Origin of the sequence: Burkholderia ubonensis (assembly GCF_001718695.1) — a bacterium.
Taxonomy (GTDB): Bacteria; Pseudomonadota; Gammaproteobacteria; order Burkholderiales; family Burkholderiaceae; genus Burkholderia; species Burkholderia ubonensis_B.
In genome coordinates this window covers 287,170-301,728 of record NZ_CP013420.1, presented here as the reverse complement: position 1 = coordinate 301,728, position 14,559 = coordinate 287,170, and the positions used below count along the sequence as shown (strand labels likewise).

The 14,559-nt window shown below is 67.8% G+C and carries 11 protein-coding genes, 1 tRNA gene and 1 pseudogene; 3 read left to right on the top strand and 10 right to left on the bottom strand.

Annotated features, from left to right (window positions below; translation table 11 throughout):
• Nucleotides 1-18: 18 nt before the first annotated feature.
• Nucleotides 19-1,188, bottom strand: coding sequence for a DNA polymerase IV (gene dinB / locus WJ35_RS01380; protein ID WP_029226489.1), 1,170 nt, complete (start codon nucleotides 1,186-1,188; stop codon nucleotides 19-21).
• A gap of 180 nt (nucleotides 1,189-1,368) precedes the next feature.
• Between dinB and WJ35_RS01375 the strand changes: the two genes are divergently transcribed.
• Entirely contained in the window at nucleotides 1,369-2,061 is a 693-nt protein-coding gene (locus WJ35_RS01375) for an aspartate/glutamate racemase family protein (protein ID WP_069238642.1), read from the top strand.
• 82 nt (nucleotides 2,062-2,143) lie between these two features.
• Here the strand turns inward: WJ35_RS01375 and WJ35_RS01370 are convergent.
• A tRNA-Met gene (locus WJ35_RS01370) sits at nucleotides 2,144-2,220 on the bottom strand.
• A gap of 192 nt (nucleotides 2,221-2,412) precedes the next feature.
• Here WJ35_RS01370 and xth point away from each other — a divergent pair.
• Nucleotides 2,413-3,189, top strand: coding sequence for an exodeoxyribonuclease III (gene xth / locus WJ35_RS01365; protein WP_059632451.1), 777 nt, complete (start codon nucleotides 2,413-2,415; stop codon nucleotides 3,187-3,189).
• A 61-nt stretch (nucleotides 3,190-3,250) separates the two neighbouring features.
• Here xth and WJ35_RS01360 read toward each other — a convergent pair whose 3' ends face one another.
• The 4 genes from WJ35_RS01360 to glnA all read right to left on the bottom strand — a co-directional run bounded on the left by WJ35_RS01360 (nucleotide 3,251) and on the right by glnA (nucleotide 9,734).
• Nucleotides 3,251-5,359 (bottom strand): prolyl oligopeptidase family serine peptidase, encoded by a 2,109-nt coding sequence (locus tag WJ35_RS01360; RefSeq protein WP_060238200.1) that lies wholly within the window; start codon nucleotides 5,357-5,359, stop codon nucleotides 3,251-3,253.
• Between the two features lie 93 nt (nucleotides 5,360-5,452).
• Nucleotides 5,453-6,961 (bottom strand): nitrogen regulation protein NR(I), encoded by a 1,509-nt coding sequence (ntrC, locus tag WJ35_RS01355; protein WP_060238199.1) that lies wholly within the window; start codon nucleotides 6,959-6,961, stop codon nucleotides 5,453-5,455.
• Nucleotides 6,962-6,999: 38 nt separating this feature from the next.
• Nucleotides 7,000-8,142, bottom strand: coding sequence for a nitrogen regulation protein NR(II) (glnL, locus tag WJ35_RS01350; protein ID WP_042584395.1), 1,143 nt, complete (start codon nucleotides 8,140-8,142; stop codon nucleotides 7,000-7,002).
• A gap of 176 nt (nucleotides 8,143-8,318) precedes the next feature.
• Complete coding sequence (gene glnA / locus WJ35_RS01345; RefSeq protein ID WP_029226484.1) at nucleotides 8,319-9,734, bottom strand: type I glutamate--ammonia ligase; 1,416 nt, start codon at nucleotides 9,732-9,734, stop codon at nucleotides 8,319-8,321.
• 395 nt (nucleotides 9,735-10,129) lie between these two features.
• Between glnA and WJ35_RS01340 the strand changes: the two genes are divergently transcribed.
• Nucleotides 10,130-10,594, top strand: coding sequence for a rhodanese-like domain-containing protein (locus WJ35_RS01340; protein WP_010091916.1), 465 nt, complete (start codon nucleotides 10,130-10,132; stop codon nucleotides 10,592-10,594).
• 161 nt (nucleotides 10,595-10,755) lie between these two features.
• Here WJ35_RS01340 and WJ35_RS01335 read toward each other — a convergent pair whose 3' ends face one another.
• The 4 genes and pseudogenes from WJ35_RS01335 to WJ35_RS01320 form a co-directional block, all read right to left on the bottom strand.
• Nucleotides 10,756-11,571 (bottom strand): competence/damage-inducible protein A, encoded by an 816-nt coding sequence (locus WJ35_RS01335; RefSeq protein ID WP_069238641.1) that lies wholly within the window; start codon nucleotides 11,569-11,571, stop codon nucleotides 10,756-10,758.
• Entirely contained in the window at nucleotides 11,568-12,395 is an 828-nt protein-coding gene (locus WJ35_RS01330; protein ID WP_060238196.1) for an EI24 domain-containing protein, read from the bottom strand. Before WJ35_RS01330 ends, WJ35_RS01335 begins: the two co-directional genes overlap by 4 nt.
• Nucleotides 12,396-12,537: 142 nt before the next feature.
• Nucleotides 12,538-13,512, bottom strand: a complete 975-nt coding sequence (locus WJ35_RS01325) for a sterol desaturase family protein (RefSeq protein WP_042584399.1) — start codon at nucleotides 13,510-13,512, stop codon at nucleotides 12,538-12,540.
• 16 nt (nucleotides 13,513-13,528) lie between these two features.
• A pseudogene (locus tag WJ35_RS01320) lies at nucleotides 13,529-14,520 on the bottom strand (beta-propeller fold lactonase family protein).
• Nucleotides 14,521-14,559 lie beyond the last annotated feature (39 nt).

The following is a 14,559-nucleotide window of genomic DNA, read 5'->3' as shown; positions in this document are numbered from 1 at the left end:
ATTGCGCGGTGCCGTTTTTCATCGCGCCGGCGGCTCGGGTTCCGGCTCGAACAGCGCGAACTGCCCGTGCCGCTCGGCGGTGTCTTCGTCGATGCGCACGCCGACGCCGAGCAGCCGCACCGGCTGCGCGCGCCGCATCAAGCCCTTCGCGAGCAGCGCGACGGCCGTCTCGGCGTTCGTCGCATCGGCGACGCATTCGACCGTCGTGCGCTGGAAATCGGCGAAGCGGATCTTCACGTACAGCTTGCGGATCGACCGCGCGGCGCCCGCGCGCGCGATGCGCGCGTCGAGCTGGACGGTCAGCTTGCGAATCTCGGCCGCGCATTGATCGAGCGTCGTCAGGTCGGTCACGTAGGTCGTCTCGACGCTGACCGACTTGCGCTCCTGGTCCGCCTGCACGGGCCGCTCGTCGATGCCGCGCGACAGCTCGTAGAGGCGCCGCCCGAACGCGCCGAATTCGCGGTGCAGATCGATCAGCGACCATTCGCGCAGCTGCGCGCAGGTCTGGATGCCGAGCCGGTCGAGGCGCGCAGCCGTCACCTTGCCGACGCCGTGCAGCTTGCGCACGGGCAGCGCCGCGACGAACGCGTCGACTTCGTGCGGGCGCACGACGAACAGGCCGTCGGGCTTGTTCCAGTCCGACGCGATCTTCGCGATGAACTTGTTCGGCGCGACGCCCGCCGACACCGTGACGCCGACCGTTTCGAACACCCGCCGGCGGATCTCGCGGGCGATCAGCGTCGCGCTGCCCTGGCAGCGCTCGGAACCGCTGACGTCGAGATACGCCTCGTCGAGCGACAGCGGCTCGACGTCGGCCGTGTAGTCGCGATAGATCGCCATGATCTGGCGCGACGCGGCGCGGTACTTGTCCATCGCCGACGGCAGGATCAGCAGGTCCGGGCACTTGCGCATCGCGAGCGCCGACGACATCGCCGAATGCACGCCGTAGCGCCGCGCCTCGTAATTGCAGGTCGCAATCACGCCGCGCTGGTCCGGGCGGCCGCCGACCGCGAGCGGACGCCCGCGCAGCGACGGGTCGTCGCGCATTTCCACCGACGCGTAGAAGCAGTCGCAGTCGCAGTGGATGATCTTGCGCACGCGCGGCGGCGCCTCGCCCGGTGGCGGCGTGCTCGGTTCGGCTGGCGGAATGGTGGTCGGGCTCACGGTGCCGATACTGTACAAAAACACAGTGCCGGTTTCAACTGCCCCGTGCTGCCACGTACCGGCGAATGCGGACAGTCCGACGCGGCGCCGACCCAGCTCGGCCAGCGGCGCCGTACCGGTCGGCTGCGCACGGATCGTACCGCCGCGCGCGCCGGTCGGCCCCTATACTCGTGCGCCACGACAGATGAAACGCAAAGGTGACGAATGAAGACGATCGGACTGATCGGCGGGATGAGCTGGGAATCGTCGGCGGAATACTATCGGATGCTGAACCGGTATTCGAAGGCGCTGCACGGCGGACATCACAACGCGAAGAGCGTGATGGTGACGGTCGATTTCGCGGAGATCGAAGCGTTGCAGCGCGTGCACGACTGGCCCGCGCTCGGTGCGCACATGGCCGCCGCCGCGCGGCAGCTCGAGGCGGCGGGCGCCGACCTGATCGTGCTCACGACCAACACGATGCATCGCGTGCACGACGCGATCGAGGCCGCGGTCGGGCTCCCTTTCCTGCACATCGCCGATCCGACCGGCGAAGCACTGCTTGCGGCGGTCGTCTCGCGCGTCGGCCTGCTCGGCACGCGCTATACGATGGAACTGCCGTTCTATGCGGAGCGGCTGCGCGAGAAGTTCGGCCTCGACGTGCTCGTGCCGGATGAACGCGAGCGTGACGACGTGCATCGGATCATCTACGACGAGCTGTGTCACGGCCGGATCGACGCGCAGTCGCGCGCGACCTATGTCGCGATCATCGACGAACTCGCGCGACGCGGCGCGCAGGCGGTCATACTGGGCTGCACGGAAATCACGCTGCTGATCGGCGCGGAGGATTCGCCGTTGCCGGTGTTCGATACGACTGCGCTGCATGCGCAGGCGGCGGTCGAATGGGCGGCAGGCTGAAAACAAAAAACCCGGCATCGAGCCGGGTTCTTGTTGGCGAGGTGCGCATCGGTCACTTGCGCTGCACATCGCCAGATGTGCTTGGTTGCGGGGGTAGGATTTGAACCTACGACCTTCGGGTTATGAGCCCGACGAGCTGCCAGACTGCTCCACCCCGCGTCAGAGAAATAAATTATAGGGTGAGGAAGCACTTACGTCAACACTTTTGTCACAATTTATTGGCTGGGCCCCAATATCGCGAGGCTCGCGACGTGCACGGGATGCGCTGCCGATCGCGTGTTGCACGCGTTCGCGCGCCGCGCTCGCGGTAAGATGGCGGCCTTCGAATCCATGCCGCCCGCCTTCCCGTTCATGAAGATCGCCACCTGGAACGTCAACTCGCTCAACGTCCGCAAGCAGCACGTGCTCGACTGGCTCGCGCAAAGCGGCGCCGACGTGCTGTGCCTGCAGGAGCTGAAGCTGCCGGACGACAAATTCCCGCGCGCCGATCTCGAGGCCGCCGGCTATCGCAGCTGGTTCACCGGCCAGAAGACCTACAACGGCGTCGCGATCCTCGCGCGCGACACCCTGCCGTTCGACGAATCGGACATCACCCGCAACGTCCCCGGCTTCGACGATCCGCAACAGCGCGTGATCGCGGTGACGATCGACGGCACGCGCATCATCTCCGCGTATTTCCCGAACGGCCAGGCGCCCGACTCCGACAAATTCGTCTACAAGATGCAGTGGCTCGACGCGCTGAACGCGTGGCTGCGCAGCGAGCTGCAGCGCTACCCGAAGCTCGCGCTGCTCGGCGACTACAACATCGCGCCGGAAGACCGCGACGTGCACGACCCCGCGAAATGGGAAGGCCAGAATCTCGTGTCGCCGCAGGAGCGCGCGCACTTCGCGGGCCTGCTCGAACTCGGGCTCGTCGACGCGTTCCGCCGCTTCGAGCAGCCCGAAAAGACCTTCACCTGGTGGGACTACCGGATGATGGCGTTCCGCCGCAACGCGGGGCTGCGCATCGACCACATCCTGCTGTCGCCGGCGCTCGCCGAAACCTGCACGTCGTGCGTCGTCGATCGCACGCCGCGCACGTGGGAGCAGCCGTCCGACCATACGCCCGTCGTCGCGGTCGTCGGCTGAGCACGCTACCCGCGCGCGGTCAGTGACGCGCGGTCAGTGACGCGCGGTCAGTGACGCGCGGTCAGCGACGCGCGGGAGCGGGCCCGAGATGGGCCCACAGGAAACCGAATTCGGCCGCGTCGGATTCGGCGCGCTCCAGATCGTCGGCGCTGCCGTGGCCGCCGTCGGTGTTCTCCCAGTACCACACCCGTTCGTGGCCGAGCGCGTGCATGCGCGCGGCCATCTTGCGCGCATGCGCGGGATGCACGCGATCGTCGCGCGTCGACGTCGTCAGCAGCAGCGGCGGATACGCGACGCCCTCGCGCACCCGGTGATACGGCGAGTACGCGGCCAGCGCCGCGCCCTCGCGCGCGTCGTCCGGGTCGCCGTACTCGTCCAGCCATGCGGCGCCCGCGTGCAGCTTCGGATAGCGTCGCATGTCGAGCAGCGGCACCTTGCAGAGCACCGCGCCGAACAGCTCCGGCCGCTGCACCATGCACGCGGCGACCAGCAGCCCGCCGTTGCTGCCGCCCTCGATGCCGAGCTGCGCGGCCGTCGTCACGCCCGTCCCGATCAGATCCTCGGCCACCGCGATGAAATCGTCGAACGAACGCTGCCGGTGCTCGCGCTGCGCGTCGACGTGCCAGCGCGGCCCGAACTCGCCGCCGCCGCGAATGTGCGCGAACGCCGCGACGCCGCCGCGCTCGAGCCACGCGATGCCGAGCGCGTCGCTGTAGCCCGGCAGGTTCGGCAACGCGAAGCCGCCGTAGCCGGACAGCAGGCACGGCCGCGCGACACGCACGCCGCCGTCGGGCGCATCCAGCGCATCGCGCGGCCCGATCAGCGTGTACGGCACCACGGTGCCGTCGCGCGAGCGCGCATTCGCGCGACGCACGACGAGCCCGGCCGGGTCGAACTGCACCGGCGGCCGGTCGAGCAGCACGCGGCGCGACGGCGCATCGGCCGCACGATCGGCGAGATCGGCCAGCCAGCATTCGGGCGGATCGAGATAGGTATCGACGTCCACGTACACGTCGTCGTTCAGCGTCGCCTCGACGGGCTCGACGTCGATCTGCGCGTCGCCCGGCCAGTCGAACGGCCGCGCGTCCCACGTCCACGCGCCGTCGCCGGCCTGCCGCGGCTGCCACAGCAGCGTCCGGTTGTTCACGTCGTCGAGCCAGCTCGCGATCAGCGTGTGGCACGTGTGCGTCCACGTGCATGCCGACGTCGTCGGCCCCGGCTCGAACAGCGTGTCGAACGCGCGCGAACCGGCAAGAAACGCCTCCTCGCGGATCGCGAGCAGCGAGCCGCCCGCGTGGCGCACGCCGTCGCATTCCCAGTCGAGCCGCGGCTCCATCACGAGCCAGCCCTGCCAGAATCCGACCTCGACGTGCGTCGGCACGTCGTAGCGCACCCACTCGCCTTCGGCGGTCAGCCGGTACGAATGCAGATCGAAGAAATCGACGCTGCGCGATGCGAAGTGGCGGCCTTCGACGGGGTCGAACCACGCGCCCGCGCTGATGTCGTCGGGCTCGCCGCGGAACACGACGGGCGCGTCGGCGAGCGGCGTGCCGCGCACCCAGCGCCGCGCTTCGTACGGGTAGCCTGCCGCGGTCGCATGCGCTTCGCCGCGATCCCAGCTCACGTAGACGGTGTCGCGATCGATCCAGCCGATCGTATGATGGCCCGGCTCGTCGATCGTGAAACCCGCGTCGACGAAGCGGCGCTCGACGAGATCGAACTCGCGCACGACGACCGCGTCGGCGCCGCCCGGCGACAGCGACAGCAGCGCGCGATCGCCGTCCGGATACAGGATCGCGTCGTGCTCGAACACCCACGACTCGCCCTCTTCCACGCCGAGCGCGTCGACGTCGAGCAGCGTTTCCCACGCCGGCCGGCCCGCGCGCCAGTCGTCCCAGCGCGCGCGGCGCCACAGCCCCTTCGGATGAAGGTCGTCCTGCCACAGGTCGTACGCCCAGTCGCGCCAGCGGGTCGGAATCACCGGGCGCTCGCGCGGCAGATAGGCTTTCGCCAGGCGCGCCGCGAGCGCGCGATACGCGTCGTCGTCGCGCAGCGCGACGCGCGTGCGCGCGTTCTGCTCGTCGACCCACGCGCGGGCGCGCGCGCTGTCGAGCGCTTCGAGAAAACGGAACGGGTCGGCCCCGGCGGGCCAGCGGAAGGAATCGGACATGGCGGATCGATCGGCTTGGCAGCACACTGCGGTCAAACCCCGATTATGTCCGATCGCGGCATGCGCGGCGCCCGCGCATGCCGCACTGCGCGCTCACGGCTCCAGATGCAGTTCCTGGATCTTGCGCGTGATCGTGTTGCGGCCGATGCCGAGCCGCTCCGCCGCCTCGACCTTGCGGCCGCGCGTGAAGTCGAGCGCCTCGCGGATCACCGCGGCCTCGAAGCGGCGCGCGAGTTCGTCCATCACGTCGGCCGAGTTCTCGCGCAACAGGCGCGCGACCTCGGTGCGCAGGCCGTGCTCCCACATCGGGTAGCCGGCCGGCGCGCCGCCGTTCGGCGCAGCGGCGGCCGGCGCGCCCGTCACGCCGGCGATCGGCGGCAACGCGCTCGCGTCGCTGCCTGCCGCTTGCGCGTCGGCCGCGTCGCCCATCGCGACGACGGCCGCGCCGGACGGCACGAGATCGGGCGGCAGGTCCTTGATCTCGACCGTCTGCGCGGGCGCCATCACGGTCAGCCAGTTCGCGAGGTTCTCGAGCTGCCGCACGTTGCCGGGGAACGGCAGCGACGTCAGGTACGCGAGCGCCTCGTCCGACACGCGCTTCGGCTCGACGCCGAGATCGCGCGCGCTTTTCTGCAGGAAGTGACGCGTGAGCAGCGCGATGTCCTCGCTGCGTTCGCGCAGCGGCGGCAGGCGCAGCCGGATCACGTTGAGCCGGTGATACAGATCCTCGCGGAACAGCCCCTGCCGCACGCGCGACTCGAGGTTCTGGTGCGTCGCGGCGATCACGCGCACGTTCGCGCGCAGCGGGCTGTGGCCGCCGACGCGATAGAACTGGCCGTCCGACAGCACGCGCAGCAGGCGCGTCTGCAGGTCGAACGGCATGTCGCCGATTTCGTCGAGGAACAGCGTGCCGTTCTCGGCCTGCTCGAAGCGGCCCTGGCGCGTGGTCTGCGCGCCGGTGAACGCGCCGCGCTCGTGGCCGAACAGCTCCGACTCGAGCAGGTCCTTCGGAATCGCCGCGGTGTTCAGCGCGATGAACGGCCCGTTCGCGCGCGGACTGTGACGGTGCAGCGCCCGCGCAACGAGCTCCTTGCCGGTGCCCGACTCGCCGGTGATCAGCACGGTCGCGGCCGAATGCGACAGGCGGCCGATCGCGCGGAACATGTCCTGCATCGCGGGGGCCTGGCCGAGCATCTCGGGCGCCTCGGCGACGCGCTCGTCCTGCGGCGCGCCGCCGCGCAGGCTCTCCTCGACCGCGCGGCGGATCAGCTCGACGGCCTTGTCGACGTCGAACGGCTTCGCGAGGTATTCGAACGCGCCGCCCTGGAACGCCGCGACGGCGCTGTCGAGATCGGAGAACGCGGTCATGATGATCACCGGCAGGTCCGGCATCCGCTCGTGCACCGCCTGCAGCAGCTCGAGGCCCGAGCCGCCCGGCATCCGGATGTCGGACACCAGCACCTGCGGCGTCTCGTGGTCGAGCGCGCCGAGCGCATCGCGCACGTTCGAGAAGCTCTTCGTCGCGAAGCTGTCGCGCGCGAGTGCCTTTTCGAGCACCCAGCGGATCGATTGGTCGTCGTCTACTATCCAGATCGGCTTCATAGGTCGGTCAGATATCTCGGTGAATCGCGGGTCGCCGCTCAGTGATCGAGCGGCAGCAAAATCTGAAATTCGGTGCGACCGGGCCGGCTTTCGACCTCGATCATCCCTTCGTGCTGCTGCACGAACGTCTGCGCGAGCGTCAGGCCGAGGCCGCTGCCGTCCTCGCGCCCGGACACGAGCGGGTAGAAGATCCGGTCGCGGATCTCGTCCGGAATGCCCGGCCCGTTGTCGATCACGTGCAAGTCCAGTGCCAGCTTGTACAGGCGCTTCGCGATCGTGATCTTGCGCGCGACCCGCGTGCGCAGCTCGATGCGCGCATCGCCCTGCGCGATCCGCTCGCGCAGCGCCTGCGCCGCGTTGCGCACGATGTTCAGCAGCGCCTGGATCAGCTGCTCCTTGTCGCCGCGCAGGTCCGGCACGCTGACGTCGTAGTCGCGCTCGATCGACAGCCCGCGCGGAAACTCGGCAAGCATCACCGCGCGCACGCGCTCGCACACTTCGTGGATGTTCACGTCGCCGACGATGTGCGGATGCCGGTGCGGCTCGAGCAGCCGGTCGACGAGCGTCTGCAGGCGATCGGACTCCTTGATGATCACCTGCGTGTATTCGCGCAGCTCGCCGCGCTCGCGCTCGCCGAGCTCGAATTCGAGCAGTTGCGCGGCGCCGCGGATCCCGCCGAGCGGGTTCTTGATCTCGTGTGCGAGATTGCGGATCAACTGCTTGTTGACCGCGGTCAGGTCGTGGATGCGCTCCTCGCGGTCGGTGCGCGACTGGCGCTCGTTCTCGAACAGCTCGACGAGCACGAAATCCTGCGCGCTCTCGAGAAAGCCGACGATCGCGTGCACGTGCAGCGGCTCGCGGCCGGGCCGGTCGAGCACGGTGTCGAGGTGCGTCGCGTGAAAGCGCTCCTCGCCGATCGCGGTGATCGTCGACGCGAGCTCGTTCGCGTTCGGGAAGATCTCGCCCCACGGCCGCTGCGCGAGCTGGCGGCGCGAGATGTCGAGCATCGCCTCCGCGGACGGATTCGCGAACGCGATCTTCAGCGTCTTGCGGTCGAGCACCAGCACGACCGTCGGCAACGCCTCCAGCCCGGCGAGCAGCCCCGAACGCGCGAGCCGCTCGTCATCCGACAGACGCTCAGGCTGCCCCGTCTTCGCCTTGATCAGATTCTTCAGAACCATCTTGCGTGCTTATCGAGCCCAGGATGCGCAAAAATTGTGAATGCCGCGGAACAAAAAAGGGACGGCTGGGCGCCGTCCCCTTTTCAGATTCCGCTGCTCGCGCCGGGAGTTGCGCGGCGCGAGCGAACCGGCGTGGCGGCGCTTCGCCCGCTGAAGCGTCGAAGCGCCATCGCCGCTTACAGCGAGTAGTACATCTCGAACTCGATCGGATGCGTCGTCATGCGGAACTTCGCGAGCTCCTGCTCCTTCAGCGCGAGGTACGCATCGATCATGCCGTCCGTGAACACGCCGCCGCGCGTCAGGAACTCGCGATCCTTGTCGAGTGCTTCGAGCGCCTGGTCGAGGCCCGCGCAGACGGTCGGGATCTTTGCATCCTCTTCCGGCGGCAGGTCGTACAGGTTCTTGTCGGCGGCTTCGCCCGGGTGGATCTTGTTCTGCACGCCGTCGAGGCCCGCCATCATCAGCGCCGTGAAGCACAGGTACGGGTTGGCCATCGGGTCCGGGAAGCGCGTTTCGATGCGGCGGCCCTTCGGGTTCGACACGTGCGGAATGCGGATCGACGCCGAACGGTTGCGCGCCGAGTAAGCGAGCTTGACCGGCGCCTCGAAGTGCGGGACGAGACGCTTGTACGAGTTCGTCGTCGGGTTCGTGATCGCGTTCAGCGCACGGGCGTGCTTGATGATGCCGCCGATGTAGAACAGCGCGAATTCCGACAGGCCGGCATAGCCGTTGCCCGCGAACAGGTTCTGGCCGTCCTTCCAGATCGACTGGTGGACGTGCATGCCCGAACCGTTGTCACCGACGACCGGCTTCGGCATGAACGTCGCCGTCTTGCCGTACGAGTGCGCGACGTTGTGGATGATGTACTTCGACCATTGCGTCCAGTCGGCGCGCTGCACGAGCGTCGAGAACTTCGTGCCGATTTCGTTCTGGCCCTGGCCCGCCACTTCGTGGTGGTGCACTTCGACCGGAATGCCGAGCTGTTCGAGCAGCAGGCACATTTCCGAACGCATGTCCTGGAACGTGTCGACCGGCGCGACCGGGAAGTAGCCGCCCTTCGTGCCCGGACGGTGGCCCGTGTTGCCGCCTTCGAATTCCTTGGCCGACGACCACGGCGCTTCTTCCGAATTGATCTTCACGAAGCAGCCCGACATGTCCGTGTTCCACTGGACCGAGTCGAAAATGAAGAATTCCGGCTCCGGACCGAAGTACGCGGTGTCGCCCAGGCCCGTGCTCTTCAGGTACGCCTCGCCGCGCTTCGCGAGCGAACGCGGGTCGCGCTCGTAGCCCTTGCCGTCGGCCGGCTCGACCACGTCGCAGGTCAGCACCAGCGTCGACTCTTCGTAGAACGGGTCGACGAACGCGGCGCTCGGATCCGGCATGAGCAGCATGTCCGACGCCTCGATGCCCTTCCAGCCAGCGATCGACGAGCCGTCGAACGCGTGACCGTTCTCGAACTTGTCTTCGTCAAACGCCGACACCGGCACCGACACGTGCTGCTCCTTGCCGCGCGTATCGGTGAAGCGGAAATCGACAAACTTGACGTCCTCGTCCTTCACGAGCTGCATGACGTCGGCGACGGTTTTACTCATAACCTCTTCTCCTGATTGAACAATACCGGCGGACTGGGACCGCCTCGTTTATCGAGCTGCTCGGAGCTTGGCTTTGGCGCAGCGTGCCCCGATTCGACCGGATTCAATAAAGCAGCTTCCGTGCCATGTTTGCGCGGGGCGGCCGCAAATCGCGCCTTGGCTCGCCGCGACGGCGCTACGCCGCGCAATTTCGGGGCCTTGCCGGTTCGTCACAGGCACCCCGATGGTGCACTCCATCGTGTGCGGCATCACGAATGGATCATTATGGTGCATTTCACGCATTTTGCACTTTTTTGGTGAGTACGTGCGCCGTCCGCGGGCCAGGAGACGCACGGGCATCGCGCGGCAGGCGGCGCGCTAGAATGTTCGTTTGACCGATAGGGAGACCTCCTGCCATGAGTACGCTCGAACAGCTTTACGCGAAGGCCGACGAACGCCGCGCCCAAGGCGCGCTGAACTATGCCGGCGCGCTGCTGCCGGCCGAGGCATTCGAACTGCTGCAGCTCGACCCGTCGGCGCGCCTCGTGGACGTGCGCACCCGCGCCGAGCTGGACTGGGTCGGCCGCCCGCTCGTCGGCGACGGCCAGTACCTGCATCTCGAATGGACCCGCTACCCGGGCGGCGTGCCGAATGCCGAATTCGTCGACCAGTTGAAGGCGGCCGTCGAACCCGGCGCACCGGTGCTGTTCCTGTGCCGCAGCGCCGCGCGCTCGAAACTCGCCGCGCTCGCCGCCACGCAGGCCGGCTACACGAAGGCGTTCGACCTGCTCGAAGGCTTCGAGGGCGCGAAGGACGCCGAAGGCCACCGCAAGACGGTCGAAGGCTGGTGCTTCCGGAAACTGCCGTGGATCGGCGCCTGACGGCGCATCCGTTCCCGCGCGCCCGCCTGCGTCATCGTCGAGCCGGGCGATGACATCCCGATGACGGGCCGCGTTGCGCGGCCCGCCTCTTTTGCACGGCCCGTTCAGCGGGCCATGCGCGCTGTACGCGCCGAGAGAATCGTGCGCGATCTACGCGACGCTCACGCCCGCGGCGCATCGGGCTCGACGACATCGCCGCCGAGCAGGTGCACGCCTTCGCGCAGCTTCACGAACGCGGCCGCGACCGCTTCCGGCTCGCCCTTCACGCCGAGGTCGATATGGCGGCGCGCGTAGATCCCGCCCCGCTCCGCATCGCCGACGCTCGGCAGGCTGAACACCCGCACGCCCGGAAAATCGCGCTCGATCTTCTCCATCAGCGGCGTGAGCGTCGATTCCGGCAGCTCGAACACGTACAGCGAGCGCTCCGCGTGCGGCGTCGCGTGATGCAGGTGCGCATAGCGCGTGTCGAGCACCCACTCGATCATCGGCCACGCCATCACCGGGAAGCCCGGCACGAAATGGACGTCGCCGACCGAGAAGCCCGGAATCCGGTTGTAGCCGTTCGGGATGATCGTCGCGCCGCGCGGAAACACGCCCATGTTGAGCCGGTGCTGGTTTTCCGGCGAGTCGAAATCGATCGGCTGGTCCGGGTCGGTGTGCATCTCGCGGATGCGCTCCTGGATCAGCGGCTTCGCGTCCGGATGCAGTTCGAGCGGCACGCCGAGCGCCGCGGCCGCGCACTGGCGCGTATGGTCGTCCGGCGTCGCGCCGATGCCGCCCGTCGAGAACACGATGTCGCCTGCCGCGAACGCGCGGGCGAGCGTCGCGGTGATCCGCGCCGGATCGTCGCCGACGTACTCGGCCCAGTCGAGCGCGAGGCCGCGCGCGCCGAGCAGCTCGATGAGCTTCGCGAGATGCTTGTCCTGCCGGCGGCCGGAAAGGATTTCGTCGCCGATGATGATGATGCCGATACTCATGCCTGCCCCATGTCGATGGTGGTGGCGCGCGGCGTCGCGCGCAGGTCCTCCAGCGCGCGCAGGCAGTAATGGCCGAACCACAGCGCCGAAAAAACCAGAATGAACGCGTAAACCCAGATCATCGCCGCCGCGACGAACGGAAACAACACCATCATCCAGACCGACGACACCCAGATGAAGGTCGGCAGCGTGCCGAGAAAGCCGGTCGCGACGCCGATGCCGATCAGCGGCCAGCGGTGCCGCCGCACGAGCGCGCGGCGTTCGTCGCGGCTCGCGTGCTCCGCGAGCGCGTCGTAGGTCATCACCCGATACGTGATCCAGCCCCCGATCACCGGCGGCAGCAGCGCGAAGAACGGCGGGATCAGCCACAGCGGCAGCGTGACGACGAACGCCGCGATGCCGGCGAACGCCGTCCACAACGCGTTGAACATGCTGCCGACGAAGGTGCCGCCGCGCTTCATCTCGAGCGCCGCGAACTGGCGGCTCGACAGGTACTTGACCACCACCGGCATCGAAATCGACGCGATCAGCAGCAGCACCGTCAGCACGATCAGCGGCACCGCGAGCGCCACGACGACGAACGGCGCGACGACCGCATGCAGCTGCGACAGCCCGATCAGATCGAACACCCGGTAGAGCGCCGTCGTCAGCGCGAAGCCGTCGAGCGCGCCGCGCGCGGCGTCGACGAGCGTCTGCCACGCAAACCACAGCAGGACGCCCCAGAACAACGCGGAGACGACGAACGGCATCAGGGTGAGCCAGAGCATCCGCGGGTGCAGCGCGCTCGCGAGTGCCCGGACGAAGGAACGCAGCAAGTCGTTCATGCGAGCCTGGGTCGACGAAGAAAAACGGGGAAAGGATAAACCACGCGGCCCGTCTGCGCCAAAACGCAGACGGGCCGCGGGAAAGGAACGCCCGTTGCCGGAGCGGGCATCGCCGGGCGGGCGGGAACGGCAGGCGCCGCGCTCAGGCCGACGCCGCGCCGCGCTTCGCGGGGACGAGGCGCCGGAAGATCCGCACGAACGCGAGACCGTGCTGCGCCCAGAAGCCCTCGCCGTACGACACGCCCTCGATCTGCTCGCGGATGCCGGTCGGCTCGACCGTGCGGTTCCACGACGCGGTGCCGAACATCATGTCCCACCACGGGAACAGCACGCCGAAGTTGCAGCCGTACTTGGTGCCTTCGTGCCCGTAGCCGACCGCGTGATGACGGCGATGGAACGTCGGGCTGACGAGCAGGCGCTCGCCGAGCCAGCCGAACGACAGCCGCGCATTGGTGTGCTGGATGCTCTGCGCGAAGTTGGTCAGCGCGGTCAGCACGACGAACTGCGACGGCGACACACCGATCACGAGCGCGATCGCCGCGAAGAAGCACGACTGGATCACGTCGTCGAGCAGGTGGTTGCGGTCGTCGCACCACAGCGACATCTGCCGCTGGCTGTGATGCACCGCGTGCAGCTCCCACCAGATGCCGATCTTGTGCTGCCAGCGGTGATACCAGTAGCCGGCGAAGTCGAGCACGACGACGTAGATCGCGAACGTGACGATCGGCTGCGACGTTACCCCCGGCCACAGGTAGTCGAGGTTGAAGTTCGCGATGCCGTGCAGGCGCAGCCACGCCTGGAAGTTGTCGAACAGCGGCTGCAGCGCGAAGAAGAAGAACAGCGAGTAGATGCCGAGCTTCGCGATCAGCGTGTAGATCACGTCGACCCGCACCGCCTTGCGGTTCGTCCATTTCTCGACCGGCCGCAGCGCCTCGAGCGGGCGCAGCAGCACGAACATCGCGACGATCTGCAGCGCGCCGACGATCACCCAGTAGAGCGCGTCGTAAGTATCCTCGTCGTAGTCCATCAGGTTGAACTTGAAGAGGAGCGGCTGCACGACGTCGACGTACAGCCAGGTCTGGATATCCGACACGAACGCGTCGATCAGGTGCAGCATCGTTTGCTCCCGGGCGTCACGCGCCGTTCGCCGCCTTCCACGGCGCGCGGTCGTAGAAGTAGATCCCGTGCGGCGAGCGGCCGACGGCGATCGTCTGCACCAGCTTGCGCGACGCCAGGTCGATGATGCCGACCTTCTTCGCGAAGCGGAACGTCACCCACAGCGTCTTCTTGTCGGCGGACAGCTCCATGTCGTCGGGGCCGGGCAACAGGCCCGTGATGTCGCCGACGTTGGTGAGCGTGTTCTCGTCGATGATGCTGATCGTGTTCGCGACCCGGTTCGTGATCGCGACGTGCGTGCCGTCGGCAAGCGAGCGGAAGTTGTGCGCGCCCTTGCCGGTCTGGATCGTCTTTACGACCTTCTGGTTGCGCCAGTCGACGACCGCGACGTAGTCCGCGCCCGTCATCCCGACCAGCAGGTACTTGTCGTCCGGCGTCAGCCACAGGCCCGCCGGCACCTTGCCGACCGGCATCTTCCACTTGACCGTCTGCGTCGCGAGGTCGACCGCCGCGATCTCGCCGGACACCTGCAGCGACACGAGCACCGTCTTGCTGTCCTTCGTGAACGCGAGGTGGCTCGGCATCACCGCGAGCGGCACGCGCTTCGCGATCTTCAGGTCATGGCCGTCGTAGCTGTAGATGTCGAGGCGATCGAGGCGCAGCCCGGTCGACACGAACCACTTGTGATCGGGCGAGAAGCCGAGCTGGTAGGGATCCTCGATGCCTTCGACCGTGCGTTGCAGCTTGCCCGTCTTCGGATCGACGAACATCAGGCTGTTCGACACCGAATTCGCGACGATCAGCGATCTCCGTTGTCGGGCGTCGCCATCAGGTGGTGCGGTTCCTTGCCGGTCGGCATCGTGCCGACGACCTGGCGGCTCTGCTGATCGATCAGGGAAAGTGTCGCTTCGGCCGAATTGAGGACGATGACGTTATTCGCGTGTGCGGCGGGCGCCAGCACGGCTGCGGCCAGCGCGAGCGTGCGGCCGAGGGAAAGGAAAGTGCGCATGAAGACTCACGTCGTAGATCGGGCGTCATTGTAAAACGG

What these genes read in the sequence shown, in the direction of transcription:
- xth (WP_059632451.1), top strand. Translation starts at nt 2,413, where the DNA reads ATGAAGATCGCCACCTGGAACGTCAACTCGCTCAACGTCCGCAAGCAG.
- WJ35_RS01375 (WP_069238642.1), top strand. Translation starts at nt 1,369, where the DNA reads ATGAAGACGATCGGACTGATCGGCGGGATGAGCTGGGAATCGTCGGCG.
- WJ35_RS01360 (WP_060238200.1), bottom strand. Translation starts at nt 5,359, where the DNA reads ATGTCCGATTCCTTCCGCTGGCCCGCCGGGGCCGACCCGTTCCGTTTT.
- WJ35_RS01335 (WP_069238641.1), bottom strand. Translation starts at nt 11,571, where the DNA reads ATGAGTATCGGCATCATCATCATCGGCGACGAAATCCTTTCCGGCCGC.
- WJ35_RS01340 (WP_010091916.1), top strand. Translation starts at nt 10,130, where the DNA reads ATGAGTACGCTCGAACAGCTTTACGCGAAGGCCGACGAACGCCGCGCC.
- glnL (WP_042584395.1), bottom strand. Translation starts at nt 8,142, where the DNA reads ATGGTTCTGAAGAATCTGATCAAGGCGAAGACGGGGCAGCCTGAGCGT.
- glnA (WP_029226484.1), bottom strand. Translation starts at nt 9,734, where the DNA reads ATGAGTAAAACCGTCGCCGACGTCATGCAGCTCGTGAAGGACGAGGAC.
- WJ35_RS01325 (WP_042584399.1), bottom strand. Translation starts at nt 13,512, where the DNA reads ATGCTGCACCTGATCGACGCGTTCGTGTCGGATATCCAGACCTGGCTG.
- ntrC (WP_060238199.1), bottom strand. Translation starts at nt 6,961, where the DNA reads ATGAAGCCGATCTGGATAGTAGACGACGACCAATCGATCCGCTGGGTG.
- WJ35_RS01330 (WP_060238196.1), bottom strand. Translation starts at nt 12,395, where the DNA reads ATGAACGACTTGCTGCGTTCCTTCGTCCGGGCACTCGCGAGCGCGCTG.